Origin of the sequence: Mesorhizobium sp. CA16, from assembly GCF_020165175.1 — a bacterium.
GTDB lineage: Bacteria > Pseudomonadota > Alphaproteobacteria > Rhizobiales > Rhizobiaceae > Mesorhizobium.
In genome coordinates, this window is sequence record NZ_JAIUHP010000002.1 from 117,546 (window position 1) to 139,657 (window position 22,112).

Here is a 22,112-nt window from a genome sequence, read left to right on the forward strand (position 1 = left end):
GGCGCGGGCCGTCCGACGTAAATGACGATCAGGGAGGAAGTGCCATGCGCGTAACCGCACTTTTCATCGTCTTGTCAGCTACGACCTTCTTTGCAAGTCCGTCGCAGGCGCAAGACGCCGCCGCAGGCGAGAAGGTGTTCACCAAATGCAAGGTCTGCCACATTGCCGACCAGGACCAGAATAAGGTCGGCCCGTCTCTGCACGGCGTCATCGGGCGCACCGCGGGCACGCATCCCGGTTTCACCTATTCCACGGCCATGATCGAGGCCGGAAAATCCGGCATCAAATGGGACGAGCCTACGCTGACAAAATATCTTCACGACCCCAAGGCGATGGTCAAAGGGACGAAGATGGCGTTTCCCGGCCTCAAGAACGATCAGGACATAGCCAACGTCATCGCCTACCTGAAGCAGTTTTCCAAATAAACACCGCCGTCCAGACTCTTTTGATGGTCGCCTGCTTATCCGGAAGGAAGACGCCGGCAGTTGCGCAGATGAATATCGCGCCCAGCACCGTCAAGCCGGGAGCGCAAAAAAACCCAATAGCAGCAGAATGACTATGCCAAGGCCGAGTATGAGAAGCGTCCGCGTGTCCATGACGTTCACCTTCGCATCTTGAGAATACCGAAAAAGCAGCCCTGGACGACTGGCGGTCGTGCTCCTCGACCCTGGCATGTTTACCGCAAGGTCGTAGAGCCGCCGGCTGCCCCAGACCGTCGAAGCAATCAGGCCCTGCCGTGACGCAGCGGCGGGAGCCTCTATGCGTCAGAAGGCCGGATAGCTGAACCGCGCCTGGCGCGCGTCCGTCGTCAGGTTGCGGAAATCCTTGCCGCTGACATGCACAAGCGTCTTGTGGTCGCCGCCCTCGAAATAGATATCGGCGGCATCACGCAGGCTTTCGTCCAGAATGACCGGCACATCATAAGCCGCACCGATCGGCGGTATGGCGCCGACGTCGCAATCGTCAAAGAGCGATACCACTTCGTCTTCGGAAGCGAGGCCGAGGCGTTTGTCCATGACGTCCTGCAGCTTGCCGAGTTCGATCCTGTGGGTGCTTGGCACCACGGCCAGCGCATAACCGAGTTCGTGGTGAACGACCACGGACTTCGCCATAATGCTGCCGGGCACGTGCGCGGCAATGGCGGCCTGCCTGCTGGTGGCAGTTCGATGATGCCCCACGGTATCGTAGGAGATGCCCTTGCGGTCGATAAAGTTTCTCAGTCTGTTCGCTATCGTCATTGTCCGCGTCCTTTGCTTGAGTTCACGGCGCATACGCCAAACCAAAATGGGCCGGCGGCCTGTTGTTTCAAGGCATCGGAACCGGCCGTCCCCGGCCCGTCATGCTGCGGCTGGACCCCGCATCGGGTGTCAGGGGCCAGGCCCGAAAAACGCGATACGAGTCAGCAGCGTATAGTCGGCCTCGAAGACCATCATCGCCACGAAAACCAGCACCAGTATCGGGGGCAGGATGATTGCATACATCATCGCCAGCCGCTCCCAGGCCATGTGCATGAAGACGGCGACGATCAGTCCTGCCTTGAGCATCATGAAGATTAGGATTAGCGACCACCTGAGATAGCCGTGGAGGCCGAAATAGTCGACCAGATAGGAGCAGGTGCTGAGAATGAACAGCCACGCCCAGACGACCAGATAGAGCTTGATCGGGTGCTCCTGATGCGTCTCCGCCTTGGCGACGATCGCCGCATCATGGGCGGGATGCAGTGCGTGTTGTCCGAGACCGTTTGCGGTTGCTTCAGCCATGTCTTCCTCTCAACAGAACCTGCCTCTCACCACAGATAGAAGAAGGCGAAAATGAACACCCAGACCAGGTCGACGAAGTGCCAATAGAGCCCCATGATCTCGACGTTCTCGTAGCGGCCCCTGCGGCTGGTGAAAAAGCCGGGCCGGCCGGTGTCGAAGTCACCACGCCAGACTTTTCTCGCCACGATGATCAGGAAGATCACCCCGATCGTGACGTGCGTGCCGTGGAAGCCGGTGATCATGAAAAAGCACGAGCCGAATTGCGCGGCTCCCCAGGGATTGCCCCATGGCCGGACCCCTTCGGTGATCAGCTTGGTCCACTCGAAGGCCTGCATGCCGACGAAAGTCGCGCCGAGCGCGGCGGTCAAAAGCATCAGGATCGCGGTTTTGCGCCGATCGCGGCGATAGCCGAAATTGACCGCCATGGCCATAGTTCCGCTGCTCGAGATGAGAACGAACGTCATGATGGCGATCAGGATCAGCGGGATCTCCGAGCCGCCGATGCGCAAGGCGAAGACCTCGCTTGGATTCGGCCACGGCACGCGCGTGGAGATCCGCGCCGTCATATAGGAAAGCAGGAAGCAACCGAAAATGAAGGTGTCGCTGAGCAGGAAGATCCACATCATAGCCTTGCCCCAAGACACGTTCTTGAACGCGCGCTGATCCGAGGCCCAGTCGGCGGCGATCCCGCGCAAGCCCTGGGGGCGATCCATCTGGCTGGTATGCGTCAGTGTGGTCTCGGCCATCGCCAGTCTCCTAGGTCAGCAGCCGTTGGCAAATGCTCACAAACGTCGCCGCCCAACCGGCCAGGACGGCGAAGATGCACAGCCAGACGAAAAGCAGGAAATGCCAATACATGGCGCATAGCTCGACGCTGAGGCGCAGCCGCTCCCGCCGCGTTCCGTTCCAGGCGCCGGCGCTCGTCCTGCCAAGGCCGACCAGCCCGCCCAGTATGTGCAGGCCATGCATCGCCGTGATCAGATAGAAGAAGCTGTTGGCCGGGTTGGAGGCCAACAGGTAGCCGTCCTCGGTCAGCTGCCGCCATGCAATCAACTGGCCGGCGAGGAAGGCGAGGGCGGTCAACCCCGCCGTTGCAAGACCGAGCCTTACCATGTCCACCTGGCCTCTGCGCGCGGCGACCACCGCACATTGCAGCGCGACGCTGCTCAGCGCCAGCACGCCGGTGTTGAGCCAAAGCAGGCGCGGCAGCGGCAGCGGCCGCCAGTCCGACAGGCCCATGCGCATGAAATAGGCGCTGGTGAACAGCGAAAACAGGCAGCCGACGACGGCGAGGAAGACGCCGAGGCCGATCTTGGCGGTGGGCAGGGACGACCGGTCGAAGCCGACGACGTCCCCGGCCACGCCTTGCTCCAGCCACGGCTTGGCTGTCAACCGCTGGTGCGAAAGCCACCAACCGGCAAAGCCGGCGATCACCAACATGAAGACCAGGATGACGCTCATGCCGGCTCCCTGGAGGGGCCGAAGGAGCCCGGCACGTTCTGCGGGATGAAGTCCTCCTTGGCGCCCGGCACGCTGTAGTCGTAGGCCCAACGATAGACGATCGGCAGTTCCTTGCCGAAATTGCCGTGCGCGGGCGGCGTCTCAGGCGTTTGCCATTCGAGCGTCGTTGCCCGCCACGGATTGCCGCCGGCCTCGCGGCCATGGCGAATGCTCCAGATCAGGTTGAACAGGAACACCATCTGGGCGAAGCCGACGATGAAGGCCATGACGCTGATGAACGAGTTCAGATGGTGGGCCGATTCCGTCATGATATTCATGTCGGTCAGTTCGGCGTAGCGCCGCGGAACCCCCATCAGGCCGAGATAGTGCATGGGGAAGAAGATCAGGTAGGCGCCGAGGAAGGTGACCCAGAAATGGAAGCGGCCGAGTGTCTCGTCCAGCATCCGTCCGGTGACCTTCGGATACCAATGATAGATCGCGCCGAAGATCACCAGGATCGGCGCGACGCCCATGACCATGTGGAAATGTGCGACGACGAACATCGTGTCCGACAGCGGCACGTCGACGACGACGTTGCCGAGGAACAAGCCCGTCAGGCCGCCATTGACGAAGGTGACGATGAAGGCGAGCGCGAACAGCATCGGTATGGTGAGGTGGATGTCGCCGCGCCACAACGTCAGCACCCAGTTATAGACCTTGATCGCGGTCGGCACCGCAATGATCAACGTCGTGGTGGCAAAGAAGAAGCCGAAATAAGGATTCATGCCGCTGACATACATGTGGTGCGCCCAGACCACGAAGCTCAGCGCGCCGATGGCGATGATGGCCCAGACCATCATGCGATAGCCGAAGATGTTCTTGCGCGCATGCGTGCTGATCAGGTCGGACACGATGCCGAAGGCCGGCAGCGCCACGATGTAGACTTCCGGGTGGCCGAAGAACCAGAACAGATGCTGGAACAGGATCGGGCTGCCGCCATTGTGCTGCAGCTGCTCGCCCATCTCGACGATTGCCGGCATGAAGAAGGAAGTGCCGAGCAGACGGTCGAGCAGCATCATCACACAAGCAACGAACAGTGCCGGGAAGGCCAGAAGCGCCATGACCGTGGCAGTGAAGATGCCCCAGACGGTGAGCGGCAGGCGCATCAAGGTCATGCCGCGGGTGCGGCCTTGCAGCACCGTCACCACATAGTTCAGGCCACCCATGGTAAAGCCGATGATGAACAGGATGAGCGAAGAGAGCATCAGGATGATGCCCCAGTCCTGGCCGCCCGGCGTGCCGGTCATGATCGCCTGCGGCGGGTAGAGCGTCCAGCCGGCGCCTGTCGGCCCGCCCGGCGCGAAGAAGCTCGACACCAGGACCAGCACGGCAAGCAGATAGACCCAATAGCTCAGCATGTTGACATAGGGAAAGACCATGTCGCGGGCGCCGACCATCAGCGGAATGAGATAATTGCCGAAGCCGCCAAGGAAGAGCGCGGTGAGCAAATAGATCACCATGATCATGCCGTGCATGGTGATGAACTGATAGTAGGCCTCCGGAGTGATGAAATCGAACGTGCCGGGGAAGCCGAGCTGCAGGCGCATCAGCCAGGACAGCATCAGCGCGACGAGGCCTATAGCCATGGCCGTCCCCGAATACTGGACTGCTATGACCTTGGCGTCCTGTGAAAAGACGTATTTCGTCCACCAACTGTGCGGATGGTAGAGTTCCATCTCCGCGACTTCGGCGGGTGGAACGGCATCTGCGGGTGTGACGTCGACCATGGGAGCACCTCCGCGCCCTGTTCAGCGGGCCTCGAGCGTTTCGAGTTTTGCCGCAACGTCCAAACTGGACGCCATCGTCTTTTCCGACGGTTGGTTCGCCGAGCCCGTTTGCTGGGGCGCGGACAATTGCGCAAAGGTCTGTTGCTGGCCGAGCCAGGCCAGATAATCCTGCTCGGTATCGACCATGACAACGCCATGCATCAGCGGATGTCCCTGGCCGCACAGCTCGGCGCACAAGACCTGGAAGGTTCCGGTCCGCGTCGGCGTGAACCAGAAATACGTGACCGATCCCGGGATCATATCCATCTTGGCGCGGAATTCCGGGATGTAGAAATCGTGCAGCACGTCAATCGAGCGCAACAGCACTTTGACCGGCTTGCCGACCGGCAGGTGCAGGTCCGCCGCCTCGACCACGACGTCGTCCTGGCCGTTCGGGTCGCCGGGTACGATGCCGAGCGGGTTTTCAGCCGAGACGATGCGGGTGTCGGAGGTGCCGAGCTTGCCGTCCTTGCCAGGCAGACGGAAGCTCCATTGCCATTGCTGGGCGACAACCTCGATATCGGCAGCCTCGCCGGGAACGTTGACGAAGCGGCTCCAGACGAAGAGGCCGGGAACCAGCAAGGCGGTGACACCGGCCGCCGTTGCGATCATCAGCCACGATTCGAGCCGCCTGTTCTCCGGTTGATATGCCGCGCGATTGCCTTCCCGATGCCGGAAGCGGAAGACGCAATAAGCCATAAAGAGCACGACAGCGGCAAAGACGATGCCGGTGATCCAAAAGCTGATGGTGATGGTGTTGTCGATGTAGTCCCAGTTCGAGGCGATGGGCGTCCACCACCATGGGCTCAGGAGGTGGAACAGCACCGAGCCCACAACGATCAAAACGAGTACAAGCACAATGGCCATGTCCCGTCCTCCCGGTATTTCACGGGAGCGCGAAGCATCCCAGGAAGATACCAAGTGCCATCATGCTTGATTTCCTGCTGAAATTCCAGAGCCGACTATCTGATGAGGAGACGATGTCCCGGCAATCCCGAAATGCCGGGCAAACGCCTCAGATCAGCAGCAGACCCTTCATCGAGGCGTTGCCCTTGCGGCCGATGATGATGTGGTCGTGCACGGCGATGCCGAGCGGCTTGGCCGTATCGATGATCTGCTTGGTCATCTCGATGTCCGCGCGGGAAGGTGTGGGGTCGCCAGAAGGATGGTTGTGCACCAGGATGACGGCGCTGGCTGAGAGCTCGAGCGCGCGCTTGACCACCTCGCGCGGATAGACCGGCGTGTGGTCGACGGTGCCTTTCTGCTGCACCTCGTCGGCGATCAGCCCGTTCTTCTTGTCGAGGAACAGGATACGGAACTGCTCGCGGTTCTCGAAGGCCATGGCCGAACGGCAATAGTCGAGGAGTTGCGTCCAGTTGGACAGGACTTCACGGCCGCGCACCTCGCCGCGCGCCATGCGCTGGGCTGTGGCGGCGATGACCTTGAGATCGGTCGCGACGGCCGGTCCGATGCCTTTGACTTCTTCAAGCAGGGATGCTGGCGCGCCGAGCACTTCGGCCAGCGAGCCGAAGCGGGCGATGAGCGCCTTGGCGATGGGCTTGGTGTCGACGCGCGGGATCAGCCGGAAGAGCAGCAGCTCGAGCAGTTCATAGTCGGGCAGGGCGTCCGGTCCGCCGGCGACAAAGCGCTCGCGCAGGCGGTCGCGATGGCCGTGATAATGCGGTTTCTCGGTAGGTGCCGCCTTCTTTTGCACTGCCTCAGGCGGTTCAATCCAGCCTTCGGAAAAGAATGCCCGCTCGTCCTCGACTTTGCCCATGGTCCGCCCGCTCCCCCTCAGGCTTAGGTCGAAGTGCTACGCCGGCAGGCCGGGGCGGTCGAGCTTTTTCGGCGACAGCGTGAAGATCTCGCAGCCTGTGTCGGTGACGCCGATCGTATGCTCATACTGCGCCGACAGCGAGCGGTCGCGCGTGACTGCCGTCCAGCCGTCCGACAGCACCTTCACATGCGGCCGGCCGAGATTGATCATCGGCTCGACGGTAAAGATCATGCCCGGCCGCATCTCGACGCCTTCATTGACGGTGCCGTAATGCAGGATGTTGGGCGCGTCGTGAAAAAGCTGGCCGACGCCGTGGCCGCAGAAGTCGCGCACCACCGAGCAGCGCTCGGCCTCGGCATAGGTCTGGATCGCAGCGCCGATGGCGCCGGTGCGGGCGCCGGGCTTGATCGCGGCTATGCCGCGCATCAGGCACTCATAGGTCACTTCGAGCAAGCGCTCGGCGGCACGCTTGATCGTGCCCACCGGATACATGCGCGAGGAATCGCCATGCCAGCCGTCGAGGATATAGGTGACGTCGATGTTGACGATGTCGCCTTCCTTCAGCGGCTTGTTGTCGGGGATGCCGTGGCAGACGACATGGTTGATCGAGGTGCAGGACGATTTGGTGTAGCCGCGATAATTGAGCGTTGCCGGCAGCGCACCATGGTCCATGCCGAATTCGAAGACGAAGCGATCGATCGTTTCCGTCGTCACGCCGGGCTTCACGATCGGCACAAGCTCGTCGAGGCAGCGCGCGGTGAGGTCGCAGGCCTTGCGCATGCCGGCGAAGCCGTCCTCGCCATAGAGGCGGATCTGGCCGGTGTTTCGAAGGGGGGCAGTGGAGGCGTCGAGATAGGTGACCATTCTTGTCCGTTTTGCGGGCGTTGGCTCCAAGGGAGCCGAATGCGAAAATCTGCTCCAGATTTGGCACCGGAAGCCGCAAGGTTCAAGGACGAAGTGCGATTGCGGCCTCCATTGCGGCTTTCCTTCGGCCATCCCATGGGCTAGGTCGGGCCTTGGTATCCGGAGACTGACTTGACGGCGCCTGAACGCGAAAGATCGATGCTGCTGCCGGCCAGGACCGCTTTTGCGGGCCTGATGGCGCTGCTGATGCTCGCGCTGCTGGGCTTCGCGCAGGCCGAAATCTCCGCGTCCGCCGCCTCGTTCTCGTGTGGTTCCAGCATCAGCGCTGCCCGTCAGGGCGACACGATCGCGCTGCTCAGAACGACCGGCAAGGCGCAGGCGCTTGAGGTCCGGGCCAGCCGGCCGCTCGCGACAAAGCTCGTCGGCGGCAATTCCGGCGCGCTCGCCCATGCATCCGATTTCCTGGTTATCGGCCGGGCGTTGCCGTCCGAGATGAGCGCCACGCCCGTATCGGCAAGCGCTACCGCTTCGCGCACCAACCAACCGCGCGCGCCGCCGGCCGCGTGAAGCCTTAGCCGCTAGGCGCGGCATTCAAACCAAAAATTCCTTTGCGCCGTGATCCGGCGACGGCCGCCGGTCGTCCGCCGGTCGCGTGCGCGTCAGTTCGGATTCCGTTCAATGCAACGCATCAAGACATTCAAGACACTCACCTGCGCGGTCGCGGCGGCCTGCTTTCTGGCGGTCCAGGCGGCAATCTGCATCGGCACCGTCTACTGGGCCATTGCCGCCACCCTTCGCATGGAAGGAACGGCGGCGATCGTGCTCGGCGCCATCTTTGCGGCGCCGTCCGCTTATGTGCTGATGGTAGTTACCCGCATGGCCTATGATGCGGAGACCGACCCGGCTAACCAATAGCGGCAAGGGCGTGGAAGAGGGACAAGGGGCTGCGATGGCCGGCAGTACGATGGAAATTCGGCATTGGCAATGCAGCCGGTATCGATGCGGACTGACCCGGATCCGCCGCACCGGCGAACCGATTCTTCATCGCACTGAGGTCACATTTGCGAGTCAGAAGGCCGCAAAAGCAACTTTTCATATCGAACGGCGTTGCTCCGGCTACGCCAGTTCGGGAGACAGGGGATGGACAGATTGCAATTCGAAGTGCCGGTGCGCATCACGCCCGCGCCCGGGCTGCCGATCGAGGAAATCTACAGCGTCGAACAGGCGCTCGATTTCCTGCAGGACTGGCCGAAGCGCAGGCAAGGCAAGGTCTACGAAGCCGCATTCAACGCCTGCTTCGGGGCGACGGTCGACGTGACGAGCGCCGAGGAGGCCTGCCGCGCGTTCGCAGCCTTCTGCCGCGTCAGCGGATTGCTGGCGAGGGACGCGATGTTTCCCGGCAAGCGTCGCAGCGGGGCAGGGACGTATCGCGACGCGAGAGCGTAGATTTCGATCGGTTCAGCCGCCGAACGACACGCCCCGATAGCGCATTCCCACCTGCACGCCGCGCACGATCACGCGCGACAGGATTTCCATATCCAGCGGCATTTGCGGACGCCACACGTCGAGCAGGAGAGCGACGCGGGGCTGATCCGAGTTGTTCATCACTTCGTGCTCGAAAGTATCGTCCCACAGCAAGCACTCGCCGTCGGCGATGCGCCTTTCCTCATGATTGATCATCATGATCGTTGCCGGACGGCCGTCAGGCTGTTGGGGGATGACCAGGCCGAGATGGAACCGCATGATGCCGCGAAAGGGTCCGCGATGCGGCGGGATGTGCTTGCGCGGGGCGAGGAACGAGACGGCCGCCGATTTGACCTCGGGGCACTCAGTCAGCAATCGGCTGAGCACCGGCATCCTAGCGAGGTTCACCGGGATCGTCATGTCATAGGCCTTGAGCACGAACATGCGCCAGTCGAGACCGTCATTGGCCGAGATATTGGCCTGTTCCGGCATGATGTCGTGGAAGCGCGGCGCCTTGTTCAGCTTCGCGGCCAGTGCTTCATCGCGGATATTGCGCCAGGCGGCGGTGAACTTCGCGGCATTGGGAAAATGCGTGGCGGCATCAAGAATGGCCGGTGCATCTATGCGTTTTTCATAGATACGGCGGACCAGATTGGTTCCGAGATCGTAGGCGCCTGACATCTCATTACCTCAACGATGCTGTTATATAGTGGGATATTGCTTACGGGCCATCACTCACGGAGATTTGCTCGAGCCGTCAACACGGAGATGACATCGCAGGCCGCCATGCCAAAATCGAAACGATGTCGGTCTCGCTCGCTGCATCGTGACAGCGCGATCATTGCGGAACTGCGACACAAGATGCGAATTTGGCGATACGATGTTTGCCAGGACGCCACCATGCCCGGACGCAAGATTATGCTTTGCGCGGCAGCCATGCTCGTTGCTGCTTCAAATTTCGCCGACGCCCGATCCGATACGCGCAAGATGACGTGTGAACAGACGCAGGCACTGATCCAGAGCCAGCACGCTGCGGTGCTGAGCACCGGACCGAATACCTATGACCGCTATGTCCGCCAATTCGGCAATGAGTGCGACGCTCCTTACGCGCCGATGGTCGACTATGTTCCGACCAGCGACGGCCGGTGCATGGTTTACCGGTGCGAGGAGCCGGCTCCAATGGTTCCGGATTGACCGAAGGCCTGTGAGCTCTCCCGGCTTTTCACGGAGCCTCAGACACTGGCCGATGCGGCTTACTTGACCTTTTGAATCTCCGGTTGAATCTCCGGGCTCGGCGTCTGATCAGTTGCCGGGGCCGGCGTGCAATCCGGGCCCTTGCAATCCAGCACGGGATCGTCAGCCGGAGGAAGACAATTTTGCCCTTGGCAATGGACTGCCGGCGGCCGCGGCATTGCTTGGCTATTCGGCTGGGCAGGCTGATCTGCGTGAACGGGCGGCACGCCTGCCAGGCCGGTCATTGCCGCGCATAAGAGCGCTGTCCGAAGCATCTTCATTCCCGCCTCCAAGGCCGAGAGCGGAGGGAATTTTACACTTTCGAGTCGAGGACGGCTCCTGTCGTCCGCGAACGGCGTTAACAGCGCGTTTCCGCTTGCGTCCTGTCTTGTTACCGACAAGGCACGACGCTGGCCCGCCATTCAGACCGGGCGTGGTTTATGGGCGCTGCTGCCGGCTTCGCCGGCGCTCAGTTGCGAGAGCAGCTTCAACACGATTTCCCGCAGCCATCGGTGCGTAGGATCGGTTGTGTTGCGTTTGTGCCAGACGATGCAGATGAGGGCAGGATCGATCGGCATCGGCGGACTGTAGATCGCCAGTCCCAAGCGAGATGCTACCTTGCGCGCGAGCTGTTCCGGAACGAGAGCGACCAGATCGCTTCCCGCCACTGCGCTACAGACGCCGCCGAACACCGGCATCGTCATGGCCACCCGCCGTTCGCGCCCCATCCGGGCCAGCGCCGCGTCGCCCATGGCCTTGAGCTTGCCCTCGGGCGAGAAGACGACGTGGCCGAGGTCGCAGAAAAGGTCGATCGGAATGACGTCTCCGGGGCTCACCTTCGCCCGCTCGAGTCTTGGGTGCCCAGCGCGGGCGATCGTCACGAATGTCGACCGGAAGGCAGGAAGATAGTCGATCCAACTGGGGAAATCGACCTTGGGAACGAGGGCAAGATCGATACCGTGCTTTTCGAGCGTGCCGACATAGTCGTCGGGCACAAGATCCACCAGTTGGATCAGTATTTTGGGAGCAAGCCCGGAGATTGCATTGGCCAGGGCAGGCATCAACATCTCGGCAAAGAAATCCGAACCTGCGATCTTGAAGCTTTGCTCGGCTTCGGCCGGATTGAAGCTGCCAGGCCCGGCAAGCAGCGCCGACAGTTCATCAAGGATGCGGCGAAGCGGAAGCTCGAGGTTCCGGGCGTATTGTGTCGGCACGATATGCTGTCCCTGGCGCACGAACAGCGGATCGCCGAGAAAATTCCGAAGTCGTCCCAGGCTGGCCGATATCGCCGGTTGCGACAGACCGATGCGTTCTCCGGCCTTTACGGTCGATTGCTCGCGCAGCAGCGCGTCGAGTACCCGCAGGAGATTGAGGTCGAAGCTCGATAAATTCATTCGCCGAATATATTTTATATCAGCTATCGATTTCAATTATGAAATCGGTTCTGGCAACTTCCCTGCGTCGAAAATGACGTCGGATCGCGGGAGGTTTCGGTGGCCGTTGCTTCAGTACCCTACAGCGTCCAGTGGCTTGGAACGTCCTACCGGATTTGCCTCACGGCGGAGCAAACGGCCTCGCGGCTGGGAATGTTCGAAAGCCTCGATCAGCTCGGTTACGGTCCTCCGCGCCACATCCACAATAACGAGGACGAGACCTTCCAGATCCAGTCCGGCGAAGTAGAGTTCTGGATGAACGGTCAAACGCGCATGGTCGGCCCGGGCGGTGTCGTGCACGTTGCGCGCGGAATCGAGCATGCATTCCGGGTGATCGGCGATCGACCCGCCAGAATGCTCACCATCCTGACTCCCGGCGGCTTCGAAGGCTTCTTCGCGGAGATGGCGAAACACAAGTGCCGAATCCCGGATGACATGGATCAGATCGCGGCAATCGGGGCGCGTTTCGGTCTGACCTTCACAGGCCCACCTCTGGGCGCGGCTAGATAACTAACTGCGCGATAGCTAACTGCGCGTCCTTGGCGGCTCAGAGACGAGTTTCTTGAGGGAGTGCGAAAAATGGCTGAGCGATCTTCACGAGCTCGACCGCATCGCCGACAGCGCCATCCGCCTAGTGCGCGAGGAGGTGAACCAGGACGCGGTGGAACTGGACCGGCTGATCCGCGACATCGAGACCGAGATGACGGCCCTCCGGCGCGCTCGGCCTGCGCCGCCGCGCGCTGCGCAACCTGATTGTCAACGCTGCCACAACCCTGGAAGCTCTGGACGGCCATTGGTGCTGGCGACGAACTTACAGTCACGCTGAACGCAAAGAATGATCAGCTAATGCGTGGATTCGTGAGCGGCGGATTTGCTGAAAAAGAGGTTTTGCTGTAGTCGGGCAGGTAATTTACTGCACGATATTTAATCACGATCACATGTCGGATTTCGCTTTTTATGTCGAGCCGAACTCTAACAGATTCCGGCGGCCGATATCAAATATGAGGGCCTTTTATCGAGTGCCCATCGAGCCGCGGATCGCAAAGTTCTTGTCGAGATGCAAAACAGCGAAGGCTTGAGCTGTGATGCCTAGTCTAGTGAGAACCCGACATGTGTCGCAATTGACGCGGCTGCTTAGGTGGCCGGGCGTGCTGGCTTGCTGAAGGTGACTCCGCCCACATCCAACACACGCAGCGCGCCTTCCGCGACCGGGTCATTATACAGCAACGCGCGGAATTCCAGCACAGCGTAAGGGGTGGACGCCTTAGCCATAGAGCGGCCCGACAGTTCCGCGTTGGGGTTTGCGTTGGGTGAACCGCCGGGCCTTAGCCGACTCGGTAGGGGTGGGTAGAGTCGGCTAAAGCGAGGCTAAATTAGCATCTATGCATTGATATAGGTTTCTATACCTTTTCCACCGATTTCCAGGCGCCGGAATGCGGTCATTGCGTAAAGGTTTGGTCAACTATCGCACATTAGAATTCGCTAATGCGCTTTACTTTGGTGCTCTTTTGTTGGGCTGCGTTCTTCGGCTGGGATTTGGCCGCCAACCATGGTGAATTCATGCTCGCGATCGGCCATGGGGTTTTTCGGCTCGTCCACATGACGGGGCTGGCTTGAACTAAGCTCACAAGTGCGGAGAGCGTTACTGACCGGGCGGCGGTGGTGGTGGCAGGGAGGGTGTCGATGGCAGCCAATCTGTTCCGGGTGTCTACTTCGTTAACCAGCGCGCCTGTGATGGGAGCCAGGAACGCGTTCGCGAGGCGAAATTCATTGTGACTACGGAGACGATGAAAGCCATGGCGGCAGAGACCTTCGGCCGTCAGGAGGCGCGGCGCCTGACCGGCGAGACGCATTCGGCAATCAACTAAACCACAGTCTGCACCACCGATCTTTGAGCGGCCCGCTGCCTCATTGGGGCGGGCACGCCAGTAACTAAAGTCCGAAAGAAAACACTTCGGGACGGCTCGTCTCGTAGCCAAGGCGGGGCTTGGAACTGCCCACCTCGGTCTGTGGTGAATTGGCGGTTCCGGTCGCAGTACAGTCAAGTTTGGCCGCTGCAGTCGCCTTGATCGACAGCCCTGCACATGCCTTTTGGGCAGTGAGCGTCGGCTTCTTATCGTGGGCCACAGCGGCACTTGACGCCGCGAGAACGAGAGCCGCACAAACGATTGCCGTTTTCATAGCGTTACCCCTTCTTTAGCAACAGCTAATGAGAGGGTAACGTAACGTTAACCAACCGTCAACGCGACACCGGACCAGCCGGATTTCGAGCCCGATATTGGCCAAAGATTGGACAGAGTCGGCATAAGCGTCACTAAGTGCTTGAGATTGCTGGTACGCCCAAGGGGAATCGAACCCCTGTTACCGCCGTGAAAGGGCGGACTTTTCGTCTCATGCGGATCGCTGATCGTCTACTCGTGTCTATCGGTGTATAGCATAAATGTTTGTATTTATTGGATAGTTCGTGCTACATATCTAGGGTTGTCTTCTCGTGTCCGCGGGTGTATTTCGGGACCGATTTCGGGTCAATTTTTGAGGCGGGACAGGCCACATGGCGCGAACCAGGACAGAAGCTGCGATAACGACGCGCAATGCCCGCAAGCAGCTCAAGCCGCGAAAGAAGCCGTATTGCCGGTCACTCGGGCCAACCCTTGCTATCGGCTACCAAAGAAAACCGCGGGGAGGGGTCTGGCAGGCGATCGAATCGCTCGGCGCCAAACGTTACCGCGTTGAGCAGATTGGCATTGCGGATGATTTTTTGGACGCGGATGGCGTCAACGTTTTTGACTTTGAGCAGGCCAAGAGTGCTGCCCGGGCGAAGATTTCCTCGTGGCATGCAGCGGAAATAGCTTCCGCGGATGGCCCTGCGCCGACAGTGCGTTCGGCCGTGGAGAACTACATTGAACTGCAGGCCGCGCGGGAACGTGCCGTGGCAGGCAAAGGCAGATTGCGGGGTGATGCACGGCTGAGGCTTTCCCGACACGTGTTGTCGGATCCCGTCTCTGATGTCGCGCTCTACGATTTGAAAGAGGCTCATTTTGACCAATGGAGGAGCCGTCGACCGCCCGATCTTTCAGTGTCGACAGTTCGCCGGGTGGTCAACGATCTCAAGGCGGCCCTCAACGCCGCAGCTGTCAAAAATCGTTCCCGCCTTCCGGCTGATGTGGCGGTCGTCATCAAGAATGGGTTGTCAGCAGGCGAGGCCGCGCCACCTATTGCTCGCGACCAGGCCGCACTGCCCGACGCAGATATCCGCCGCATAATCGAGGCGGCGAGCCTGGTCGATGCCGACCAGGGTTGGGACGGCGACCTTTTGCGCATGGTGCTGGTGCTGTCCGCGACCGGAGCCCGCTTTTCGCAAGTCGCTCGCATGACTGTAGGCGATGTTCAGATACCACAAAGCCGATTGATGGTGCCGACGAGCCGTAAGGGCAGGGGTACGAAAAAGACAACGCACGTCGGTATCAGAGTTGGCGTTGATGTTATCGATAAGTTGCGCCCCGCGATTGCAGGAAAGCAGCACGGTGACGCTTTGCTTCAACGGTGGCGCCATGTTCAGACGAAGGCCACCGACTCCCAGCCGCCACAATGGGTTCGCGATGCCCGTGGACCGTGGATTGCAGCAAGCGAATTGGCTCGGCCTTGGCTGGAGATCGTCACCCGTGCCGGCCTGTCGCGCGAGGTCGTGCCTTATTCATTGCGGCATTCGTCCATCGTTCGCCAGCTTAGGGCAGGGCTACCTGTTCGGCTTGTGGCCGCTCTGCATGACACCAGCACGACGATGATTGAACGCCACTATGCCTCGGCCATCGTCGACCTGCTCGATGAGCTATCTGCGAGCGCCATCATCCCGCTGATCTCTGGCCAGCCCCCGAGCAACGTTGTTTCGCTTCACCCGGTACCGTGAGGTAGCTGGTGCTCCGGTGTGCGGCGTCAAGCCACGCCGGGACAAGGTGCCTGGACATATTCGACAAACGTCGCCGGCGACGAAGGAACGGGTTGAAGCTGGCAACCACAAAAGCCCTGCGCTGTCGGATACCGATTTGTGCATAACCTCCGTGGATATCGGGGAAAAAGCAGTCCAATCCACCCCAAGCCAAAACTCACCTACAGGGAGTTCCAGACGCCCTGCTGGAAAAACGAAGCCGCAACTGCAAACTCTGGAGTTTATGGCTGCTTGGGGCGAGAGTGCCGGTTGGCTCTCAACGTCAGTAACCTCGCTTAAGTGCTTATAGACGTGCAGGTTAGTAGTGCTGTCCCAAGCCCACGAGACAGCAGCATGACCCGTCCCAAGCTTTCCATCGATCATTCGCCAGCCGCAACCGCCAACCGCCCTCGACTCGCAACTGACGTGAAGGGCGCGGTGGACTACACCGGTCTGTGCCGTGCGCAGCTCTACAAAGACATGCGCGCCGGTCTGCTGGTAGCGCGCAAAAAGGGTTCCCGCACGATCCTGCTATACGAGGATTTGGATCGCTACCTCAAAGCGATGCCCGAGGCGAAGTTCAAGCCCATGCCCATGAAGCTGTGAGCTCGTAGCCGCTCAGATCCCAAACAACCCTGAGCCAACGATCAAGCTGAAGAGGCGATCGACGGGAGGAATCTATCGATGGTCCGCTCGAACTGCCGTCCCACCCCGCAGCATACGGCATACTGCCCCGGCGTGGCATCAGCACGAGCCCGACTCTTCGAACCGAATTGCACAATCAGTGCGTCAGGTTATTGCGCCCTGATGGATGAGGTCCAGCGTCGTGCCGATTTCCTTTTTGATGACCTATGCACGGCCCAACTGATTCATGACGTACCGAAATACATCGTTGAGGCGGCCAGAGAATACAGACGACTGGCCGGCAGGAGCTATTGATGCAACGCGGCGTCGACGATGGAACCGAACTGTCCGACTGGGACAGCGAGAGCGCGCAATCGGCAAGGCTTGAGGATTTCTTCGCGTACATGCCACAACATCGCTATATCTTCGCACCAACCCGCGAGCTATGGCCGGCGAGCAGCGTTAACGCTCGGGTCTCGCCAATACCTCTGCAGCACACTGACGGCTCACCGAAACTCAATGCCAAGGGTGAGGTCGTCTTCATGCCCGCGTCCGCCTGGCTCGACCGATTTCGCCCCGTAGAACAACTCACTTGGTATCCGGGCGAGCCGATGCTGATGCGCGACCGGCTGATAGCCGAAGGTGGCTTCATCATGCGGGCTGGCTCTGCCATCTTCAACCTCTATCGTCCTCCGGCGGTAGTGGAGGGCGATCCCGGGGCGGCTGGACCCTGGCTGGATCACATCGCAAAATCTATCCTGATCATGCCGATCATATCGTCCGCTGGCTGGCACATCGTGTGCAGAAACCAGCCGAGAAGATCAACCATGCACTGCTGCTCGGCGGCGCGCCAGGCATCGGCAAGGATACACTGCTTGCTCCAGTCGCTCGCGCAATTGGCACCTGGAATTTTACCGAAGTAACACCTGTCCAGTTGCTCGGACGCTTCAACGGGTTCATCAAATCCGTGATTTTGCGCATCAACGAGGCCCGCGACCTCGGCGAGATCAACCGCTATGCCTTCTACGAGCACATCAAACCATTGACGGCAGCGCCGCCCGAGGTGCTCCGCTGCGACGAAAAGAATATCCGCGAACATGCCGTGCCGAACGTGACCGGCGTCATCATCACTTCAAATTACCTAACCGATGGTGTTTACCTGCCCCCCGACGACCGTCGCCATTATGTCGCGTGGTCACCTCTCCAGCACGGCAGCCTCGATCCAGAGTATTTCGGTCGCCTCCACCGCTGGTACGAGGATGAGGGCGGCTACGATCATGTCGCTGCCTTCCTTTCTCAGGTGAACCTGGACGACTTCAACGCAAAGGCACCACCGGACAAAACTGCCGCGTTCTGGGAGGTCGTCGAGGCCGAGCGAGGCAGCGAGGAGAGCGAATTGGCAGACGCCATCGACAGGATGAGCGAGACAAATGAGTTGGGCAAGCTCGTTCCGCCGGACGCCATCACATTGGATGATGTGAAGCGTTCTGCAACAAGCGATCATTTCGGGGCCTGGCTCGAAGACCCGAAGAACCGCCGGCAGATACCTAAGCGGCTCGAAAAGGCCGGCTATTTGCGCGTTCCCAATCCCGACGCCGAAGATAGCAAATGGAAGATCAACGGCCGTCGCCAGCCGATCTATGGCCACAAGAATTTGGCAGCGCGAGAGCGCATCGATGCCGTCAGGAGGCGCGTCGACGGGGAAATCAGATGGTCACCGAAGTAACTGAAGTCATAGGTCCTTCAACTCGGATTTCTTCTGCGTCGTGAATTTCTCACGAATTGACAGACCAGTGACTTCAGATACTTCAGGACAACCGGCACACGCTGGACGTGAGACGTTGGCGGCAATCGACAATAGCGGTATTATAGAACCACCATGTTGCACTCAAAATTGAACACACGGCAGGAGCGTTTCTGCCTTGGCCTCGCCGAGGGCCTTCCCCAATCCCGTGCCTACATTGAGGCGGGCTATGCTGCGCGCGGCAATGCCGCTGAAGCGAGCGCTTCCCAGCTTCTAAGAAACCCTAAGGTGGCGGCGCGCATCGCCGAGTTGCAGGCTGCGGCCGCAAGGCGTTCGCAGATCACAGTCGATGATTTGGTCGCAGAACTTGAAGATATGCGAAAGCTAGCGATTACAACCAAAAACCCGGCCGCAGGCGTGGCGGCAGTGATGGGAAAGGCTAAGCTGCTAGGTCTGATCGTTGACAGAGCCGAAGTCGCCACGACGATGCGCAAACCTCTCCGTGAGCCGAACGAGGCGGAGCGGATGAGCCTTGACGATTGGACGGCTAAGTTCGCGCCCAAGGCAAAGCTGCAATAGGCGCTTACCAGGCGCAAACGCTAGACCCTGGCCAATAGCATTTCGGCCCCGTTCGTCTTCCATTGCCGAGCTTGACATTTTGGGTCTGATTTATCAAATGCTGAGGCAACAAATGGTCAAGGCCAAATTTTCACCATTAGCGCTCGAACCATCCCCTGCAGAGTTGCAACAAGAGGTCACCGAGCCCGCCGAGCGGACTCCGCTCGGCTCGCGCTGGTAAGATCCGGCAACCCGCCCCCGGGGTTGTCGGCAGGCAGGGGCGGGGGCTGGTTGTGGGGCCCCTATCGGACACGCCCGGCTTCCCTCGCTCACGGTTCGGGATCACTCATGGCCGCCGACCGCTATCGCCACAAGACCCAAGTCGCGCTGAACGACCGAGTTCGACCTAATCTGGCCATCCAATCGGGTGTTTTAGAGTCCCAGAACACATTCCGTCTTATCGTGACATGCTTCATGGATTCGCTTTTGCCGGTGACACTCGCCAATCGATGACACACAATTGGAGGAACTCTCCTTCCTCAGCAGAGCTCCGCGAGTTTCTTGAATGACAAAGGCGCCTAACGCCAAGCTTATGGTTGAACTTATCAACGTCGGTCACGGCGACTCGCTGCTGCTACATTGGATACCCGAAGAGGGAAACGCATCGACCATCCTTATTGATGGTGGTCCCCTGGCAGGTGAACGGCGCATTAGAGAGACGCTCAATCGCGTTGGGGCAACTAGGATCGACTTAGCGGTACTCAGCCACTGCGATGCCGACCACGTCGATGGGTTGCTCGCCTATGCCAAGCTTGCGGATCGGCTGCCAATCCACCGCTATTGGGGCCCATGCCTCCCCGCGTTCCGTCGCCACAGTTGGCTTTTTCCTGCGCGGATCGAGCGCGGCCTCGACCAGACTCAAGTGCTGCAAGAGACGATTGGCGCAGACTGCGCGATTTCTTGGCCAGTTGAAGGTGCTGGTTGGACAAGTCCTGACGGTGGTCTCTCCATCAAGGTTCTTTCACCTGCAGCCCGCCTCATAGAGCGTCTCCTGCTCGGTGAAGATTCGCTGAGTCTTTTCCTCGAGCACCCCACACCACTCGGATGGCTGCTAGTCGGGGACGCCGAAGATTCTCTCGTCGAAGACCCCTTTGCGGAGCTTCGCTTCGCAATATCGACTGGGGAGATTGGGCCTGATCAAGTGCCGCCGGACCTTCCACCAACACCGCGGCCCTCTACCCCCGCAGAGTTCGCTAGGCAGGCGGCAGAAAGGGGGGTGGCGCCCGAGTTTTTTGGAAACTCAGTACTTAATGACACCTCGATCGTGCTCCTGGTCGAGGTTCGCCTTGGCGTCATCCACCGACGCCTCTTGTTCACTGGAGACCTCGAAAACTTCACCTATCTCATGGCGCGCCATCCCATGGGACTAGGCTGCGAGGTCGTGAAGGCGCCGCATCATGGGTCCTATTCCTTTGTCGATCGTGACAAAGCTTATGATGCGGTCTGGCAATGGTTGCGACCGCGCTCAGTGCTAGTGAGCGCGAATGGAAAACATGGATTGCCCCGCAGCGACTTCCGTGACGCTGCGTTACGCTACGGTGCAACCCTGTTCTGCACTTCGCGGCGCAGCCGCGAGATCGTCAGCGGACCGACCCTCGAACCTTGCTGCAACGTCCAATATGCGTGCAGAAACAACGATCAGGCACCTGTCTCTCTTTCAATTACGAGGGCGGGCATCGTCAGTGACGGTATTGCGTGTGCGCGGGGCAATCTATCCGGCGCCATGCCGGTGATAGAGATTAGACAGCACGTCGTCGAACCAAGCCCGATCCTCGCGACGCTTGCTGAGAATGAAATTCGGAAGCACATCGAATGGGCGATCAAATGGCTGCGCTCGACACTAGCCGATCGTCGCAACCGACCAACTCGACCCGACCTCAGTCCCATTCCCCTTGGTGTCATGCGACAGGCAGCAGTCGCAGCAAATCGGCTGGCGGCCGCAACTGAGATGGAAATGATTCTCGAACGCGCCTCTCGCGAAGGAAAGGTCTGGCTTTCCCGAAGCAGCCGCTTCCGAAGCGATGATCGGCAAGCTTGGATTATGCCCGATTCAAACGATCGAGCTGACCTCAAGGCCTGGATTGACGAATACCTTGTCGTCCAACTTGCGGTGGAAGATGCGAGTTCTGCTTCAGCCGTCGAGGAATTGCTCTACGCAGCGGATACGAGTTGGCTGGCTGATCGTTTGGCGGAAAGCCTCCTTTTTCCTCGGGCTATGTTCGGAGACATTCTCTGGCCGATGACAGTTGACCATCTCATGCGTACCCGCACTATAGCCATCCGAACGCTCGCAGGTGCAGAGAACACTTACGGTGCGACGACAATTCTGGCTCTGTTCCACGACGAGAGCCTCGACAAGATGACCTCGACGTTAGCCAAGAGCATTGAAGCCCTTGGTGACCGCGAAAAATTGCAATCCTATTTGCAATTGTCGGCGCTAGCGCTTGATGTGTACTACAATAAACCATCGCTTGAATGGCCCGAGGTACTTAACGGACTTGTGACGCCTCTATGGCTGGGAAAAGTATTGCCGCCCAGTGGCCTCATGGTGAAGCGGTGGCATTCTGTCGATTTGCCCGTTGGCAATTTGAGCAAGCTCGAGCGTGCAGCCGTCAAAGAATGGATAAGTGGTGTTGGGTCATCCTTGACTCGTACAGAACTTCCTCTGGAAGTAGCGCCGACGGCAACCGCTGCAACGTTGTTGGGAGGTGGGTTTGACATCATCAGCAAGGCTCCGGCGCGCCACTTGTGATGTTAACCGGACGACGGGTCGCCGGCACGGTCCGCGCGTCTTCTTGGCTGCTTTCCCGCACTAGTGGAGCGTCGGATAGGCGTAGTCCTAATCTAGCCGAGCAGTTTCTTCGAAGCGGATCCAGTTAGCTGGCTGTGTGGACTATGCCGCCATTCTCGACTGCTCAACAACTAGGTCCTCGTAAATTTGAACGCCTGCCTATTAAGCAGCGACGGTTTTGACTGGGAGAACGGACGAGCGTTCACATGACAGCCCGTCAAAGCCTTAAGGCGGATAATTGCGTTCTCACCAGAGAGAGCAACAATGTCCACGTATTTCTATCGATAACGACTCGACTTCCAGTGCGGAAACTGCAGTATAGGCTAGTGTGAAACGTATCTGCATTCTCGGGGGGAACCGCAGATGCTACGTTCGGAGTCTTCAAGGCCTAATGGAGGCGCGGCCATATGGCTAGCGCGACGCATAGCGAAGAAGCTCGTCGTCGGCGCAGTATCCGTTCTCTACACATCATCTGCGGTCGGGGAAACGTTGCCTAAGCCTGTCAATGCAGGTGCTGTGGCGCGATACCAATTGCATCAGGGGGTAGGGCCTTCTCTGATCCGAGATTCGGTCGTTCTAACGGAGAAAAAGCAAAGAGCTTCGATCTCTGGGC

The 22,112-nt window shown here is 59.8% G+C and carries 24 protein-coding genes; 13 read left to right on the plus strand and 11 right to left on the minus strand.

Annotated features, from left to right (window positions below):
- The first annotated feature begins 44 nt into the window (after nucleotides 1-44).
- The gene (locus LB525_RS04445) at nucleotides 45-425 is read left to right on the plus strand and encodes a c-type cytochrome (protein WP_224543661.1); all 381 of its coding nucleotides are present in this window, start codon (nucleotides 45-47) and stop codon (nucleotides 423-425) included.
- Between the two features lie 339 nt (nucleotides 426-764).
- On the opposite strand, the gene LB525_RS04450 is transcribed toward LB525_RS04445, so the two are convergent.
- The 8 genes from LB525_RS04450 to map all read right to left on the minus strand — a co-directional run bounded on the left by LB525_RS04450 (nucleotide 765) and on the right by map (nucleotide 7,667).
- Nucleotides 765-1,238, minus strand: coding sequence for an aminoacyl-tRNA deacylase (locus tag LB525_RS04450; RefSeq protein ID WP_095765573.1), 474 nt, complete (start codon nucleotides 1,236-1,238; stop codon nucleotides 765-767).
- Nucleotides 1,239-1,367: 129 nt separating this feature from the next.
- On the minus strand, nucleotides 1,368-1,760 hold the full coding sequence (locus LB525_RS04455) for a cytochrome C oxidase subunit IV family protein (RefSeq protein WP_095765038.1): 393 nt from the start codon (nucleotides 1,758-1,760) through the stop codon (nucleotides 1,368-1,370).
- 26 nt (nucleotides 1,761-1,786) lie between these two features.
- Complete coding sequence (locus tag LB525_RS04460; protein WP_095765039.1) at nucleotides 1,787-2,506, minus strand: heme-copper oxidase subunit III family protein; 720 nt, start codon at nucleotides 2,504-2,506, stop codon at nucleotides 1,787-1,789.
- A 10-nt stretch (nucleotides 2,507-2,516) separates the two neighbouring features.
- Nucleotides 2,517-3,221, minus strand: a complete 705-nt coding sequence (locus LB525_RS04465; protein ID WP_095765040.1) for a cytochrome c oxidase subunit 3 — start codon at nucleotides 3,219-3,221, stop codon at nucleotides 2,517-2,519.
- On the minus strand, nucleotides 3,218-4,987 hold the full coding sequence (gene ctaD, locus LB525_RS04470) for a cytochrome c oxidase subunit I (RefSeq protein ID WP_224543662.1): 1,770 nt from the start codon (nucleotides 4,985-4,987) through the stop codon (nucleotides 3,218-3,220). Before ctaD ends, LB525_RS04465 begins: the two co-directional genes overlap by 4 nt.
- Before the next feature lie 21 nt (nucleotides 4,988-5,008).
- A complete protein-coding gene (locus tag LB525_RS04475; protein WP_224525292.1) occupies nucleotides 5,009-5,893 on the minus strand; it encodes a cytochrome c oxidase subunit II in 885 nt (294 codons plus the stop codon).
- A 148-nt stretch (nucleotides 5,894-6,041) separates the two neighbouring features.
- Nucleotides 6,042-6,803: a RadC family protein gene (radC, locus tag LB525_RS04480; RefSeq protein ID WP_224543663.1), complete on the minus strand. Its 762-nt coding sequence runs from the start codon at nucleotides 6,801-6,803 to the stop codon at nucleotides 6,042-6,044.
- Nucleotides 6,804-6,839: 36 nt separating this feature from the next.
- Nucleotides 6,840-7,667, minus strand: a complete 828-nt coding sequence (gene map / locus LB525_RS04485; protein ID WP_140543738.1) for a type I methionyl aminopeptidase — start codon at nucleotides 7,665-7,667, stop codon at nucleotides 6,840-6,842.
- Between the two features lie 198 nt (nucleotides 7,668-7,865).
- Between map and LB525_RS04490 the strand changes: the two genes are divergently transcribed.
- The 3 genes from LB525_RS04490 to LB525_RS04500 all read left to right on the plus strand — a co-directional run bounded on the left by LB525_RS04490 (nucleotide 7,866) and on the right by LB525_RS04500 (nucleotide 9,113).
- Entirely contained in the window at nucleotides 7,866-8,234 is a 369-nt protein-coding gene (locus LB525_RS04490) for a hypothetical protein (protein ID WP_224543664.1), read from the plus strand.
- A 111-nt stretch (nucleotides 8,235-8,345) separates the two neighbouring features.
- On the plus strand, nucleotides 8,346-8,582 hold the full coding sequence (locus tag LB525_RS04495; RefSeq protein WP_224543665.1) for a hypothetical protein: 237 nt from the start codon (nucleotides 8,346-8,348) through the stop codon (nucleotides 8,580-8,582).
- Nucleotides 8,583-8,807: 225 nt separating this feature from the next.
- Nucleotides 8,808-9,113 carry a DUF982 domain-containing protein gene (locus tag LB525_RS04500; protein WP_224543666.1) on the plus strand — a complete coding sequence of 102 codons (306 nt, stop codon included), beginning with the start codon at nucleotides 8,808-8,810 and terminating at the stop codon, nucleotides 9,111-9,113.
- A gap of 12 nt (nucleotides 9,114-9,125) precedes the next feature.
- Here the strand turns inward: LB525_RS04500 and LB525_RS04505 are convergent, their stop codons facing one another.
- A complete protein-coding gene (locus LB525_RS04505; protein WP_224543667.1) occupies nucleotides 9,126-9,812 on the minus strand; it encodes an aspartyl/asparaginyl beta-hydroxylase domain-containing protein in 687 nt (228 codons plus the stop codon).
- Between the two features lie 219 nt (nucleotides 9,813-10,031).
- On the opposite strand from LB525_RS04505, the gene LB525_RS04510 reads away from it, so the two are divergent.
- A complete protein-coding gene (locus tag LB525_RS04510; protein WP_224543668.1) occupies nucleotides 10,032-10,325 on the plus strand; it encodes a hypothetical protein in 294 nt (97 codons plus the stop codon).
- Nucleotides 10,326-10,786: 461 nt separating this feature from the next.
- On the opposite strand, the gene LB525_RS04515 is transcribed toward LB525_RS04510, so the two are convergent.
- Nucleotides 10,787-11,794, minus strand: coding sequence for a LysR family transcriptional regulator (locus LB525_RS04515; protein WP_224543670.1), 1,008 nt, complete (start codon nucleotides 11,792-11,794; stop codon nucleotides 10,787-10,789).
- A 63-nt stretch (nucleotides 11,795-11,857) separates the two neighbouring features.
- On the opposite strand from LB525_RS04515, the gene LB525_RS04520 reads away from it, so the two are divergent.
- On the plus strand, nucleotides 11,858-12,307 hold the full coding sequence (locus tag LB525_RS04520; protein ID WP_224543672.1) for a cupin domain-containing protein: 450 nt from the start codon (nucleotides 11,858-11,860) through the stop codon (nucleotides 12,305-12,307).
- Nucleotides 12,308-12,359: 52 nt separating this feature from the next.
- Nucleotides 12,360-12,623: a hypothetical protein gene (locus LB525_RS04525; RefSeq protein WP_411966450.1), complete on the plus strand. Its 264-nt coding sequence runs from the start codon at nucleotides 12,360-12,362 to the stop codon at nucleotides 12,621-12,623.
- Between the two features lie 646 nt (nucleotides 12,624-13,269).
- On the opposite strand, the gene LB525_RS04530 is transcribed toward LB525_RS04525, so the two are convergent.
- On the minus strand, nucleotides 13,270-13,650 hold the full coding sequence (locus tag LB525_RS04530; protein ID WP_224543674.1) for a hypothetical protein: 381 nt from the start codon (nucleotides 13,648-13,650) through the stop codon (nucleotides 13,270-13,272).
- A gap of 698 nt (nucleotides 13,651-14,348) precedes the next feature.
- On the opposite strand from LB525_RS04530, the gene LB525_RS04535 reads away from it, so the two are divergent.
- From LB525_RS04535 to LB525_RS04560, 6 genes are all read left to right on the plus strand, one after another.
- Complete coding sequence (locus LB525_RS04535) at nucleotides 14,349-15,704, plus strand: tyrosine-type recombinase/integrase (RefSeq protein WP_224543676.1); 1,356 nt, start codon at nucleotides 14,349-14,351, stop codon at nucleotides 15,702-15,704.
- Between the two features lie 372 nt (nucleotides 15,705-16,076).
- The gene (locus tag LB525_RS04540) at nucleotides 16,077-16,328 is read left to right on the plus strand and encodes a helix-turn-helix domain-containing protein (protein WP_224543678.1); all 252 of its coding nucleotides are present in this window, start codon (nucleotides 16,077-16,079) and stop codon (nucleotides 16,326-16,328) included.
- Between the two features lie 332 nt (nucleotides 16,329-16,660).
- Complete coding sequence (locus LB525_RS04545; RefSeq protein ID WP_224543680.1) at nucleotides 16,661-17,269, plus strand: hypothetical protein; 609 nt, start codon at nucleotides 16,661-16,663, stop codon at nucleotides 17,267-17,269.
- Nucleotides 17,242-18,072 carry a hypothetical protein gene (locus tag LB525_RS04550; protein WP_318012387.1) on the plus strand — a complete coding sequence of 277 codons (831 nt, stop codon included), beginning with the start codon at nucleotides 17,242-17,244 and terminating at the stop codon, nucleotides 18,070-18,072. Before LB525_RS04545 ends, LB525_RS04550 begins: the two co-directional genes overlap by 28 nt.
- A 168-nt stretch (nucleotides 18,073-18,240) precedes the next feature.
- Nucleotides 18,241-18,669, plus strand: coding sequence for a terminase small subunit (locus LB525_RS04555; protein ID WP_224543681.1), 429 nt, complete (start codon nucleotides 18,241-18,243; stop codon nucleotides 18,667-18,669).
- Between the two features lie 544 nt (nucleotides 18,670-19,213).
- Entirely contained in the window at nucleotides 19,214-21,460 is a 2,247-nt protein-coding gene (locus tag LB525_RS04560) for a ComEC/Rec2 family competence protein (protein ID WP_224543683.1), read from the plus strand.
- The last annotated feature ends 652 nt before the right edge of the window (nucleotides 21,461-22,112 follow it).

Bases quoted from the DNA above. Each gene is read 5' to 3' on its own strand.
- LB525_RS04500 (WP_224543666.1), top strand. From the start codon at position 8,808: ATGGACAGATTGCAATTCGAAGTGCCGGTGCGCATCACGCCCGCGCCC.
- LB525_RS04510 (WP_224543668.1), top strand. From the start codon at position 10,032: ATGCCCGGACGCAAGATTATGCTTTGCGCGGCAGCCATGCTCGTTGCT.
- LB525_RS04490 (WP_224543664.1), top strand. From the start codon at position 7,866: ATGCTGCTGCCGGCCAGGACCGCTTTTGCGGGCCTGATGGCGCTGCTG.
- LB525_RS04445 (WP_224543661.1), top strand. From the start codon at position 45: ATGCGCGTAACCGCACTTTTCATCGTCTTGTCAGCTACGACCTTCTTT.
- LB525_RS04560 (WP_224543683.1), top strand. From the start codon at position 19,214: ATGACAAAGGCGCCTAACGCCAAGCTTATGGTTGAACTTATCAACGTC.
- LB525_RS04540 (WP_224543678.1), top strand. From the start codon at position 16,077: ATGACCCGTCCCAAGCTTTCCATCGATCATTCGCCAGCCGCAACCGCC.
- LB525_RS04475 (WP_224525292.1), bottom strand. From the start codon at position 5,893: ATGGCCATTGTGCTTGTACTCGTTTTGATCGTTGTGGGCTCGGTGCTG.
- LB525_RS04495 (WP_224543665.1), top strand. From the start codon at position 8,346: ATGCAACGCATCAAGACATTCAAGACACTCACCTGCGCGGTCGCGGCG.
- ctaD (WP_224543662.1), bottom strand. From the start codon at position 4,987: ATGGTCGACGTCACACCCGCAGATGCCGTTCCACCCGCCGAAGTCGCG.
- LB525_RS04460 (WP_095765039.1), bottom strand. From the start codon at position 2,506: ATGGCCGAGACCACACTGACGCATACCAGCCAGATGGATCGCCCCCAG.
- LB525_RS04450 (WP_095765573.1), bottom strand. From the start codon at position 1,238: ATGACGATAGCGAACAGACTGAGAAACTTTATCGACCGCAAGGGCATC.
- LB525_RS04455 (WP_095765038.1), bottom strand. From the start codon at position 1,760: ATGGCTGAAGCAACCGCAAACGGTCTCGGACAACACGCACTGCATCCC.
- LB525_RS04545 (WP_224543680.1), top strand. From the start codon at position 16,661: ATGCAACGCGGCGTCGACGATGGAACCGAACTGTCCGACTGGGACAGC.
- LB525_RS04530 (WP_224543674.1), bottom strand. From the start codon at position 13,650: ATGCGTCTCGCCGGTCAGGCGCCGCGCCTCCTGACGGCCGAAGGTCTC.
- radC (WP_224543663.1), bottom strand. From the start codon at position 6,803: ATGGGCAAAGTCGAGGACGAGCGGGCATTCTTTTCCGAAGGCTGGATT.
- LB525_RS04505 (WP_224543667.1), bottom strand. From the start codon at position 9,812: ATGTCAGGCGCCTACGATCTCGGAACCAATCTGGTCCGCCGTATCTAT.
- LB525_RS04535 (WP_224543676.1), top strand. From the start codon at position 14,349: ATGGCGCGAACCAGGACAGAAGCTGCGATAACGACGCGCAATGCCCGC.
- map (WP_140543738.1), bottom strand. From the start codon at position 7,667: ATGGTCACCTATCTCGACGCCTCCACTGCCCCCCTTCGAAACACCGGC.
- LB525_RS04465 (WP_095765040.1), bottom strand. From the start codon at position 3,221: ATGAGCGTCATCCTGGTCTTCATGTTGGTGATCGCCGGCTTTGCCGGT.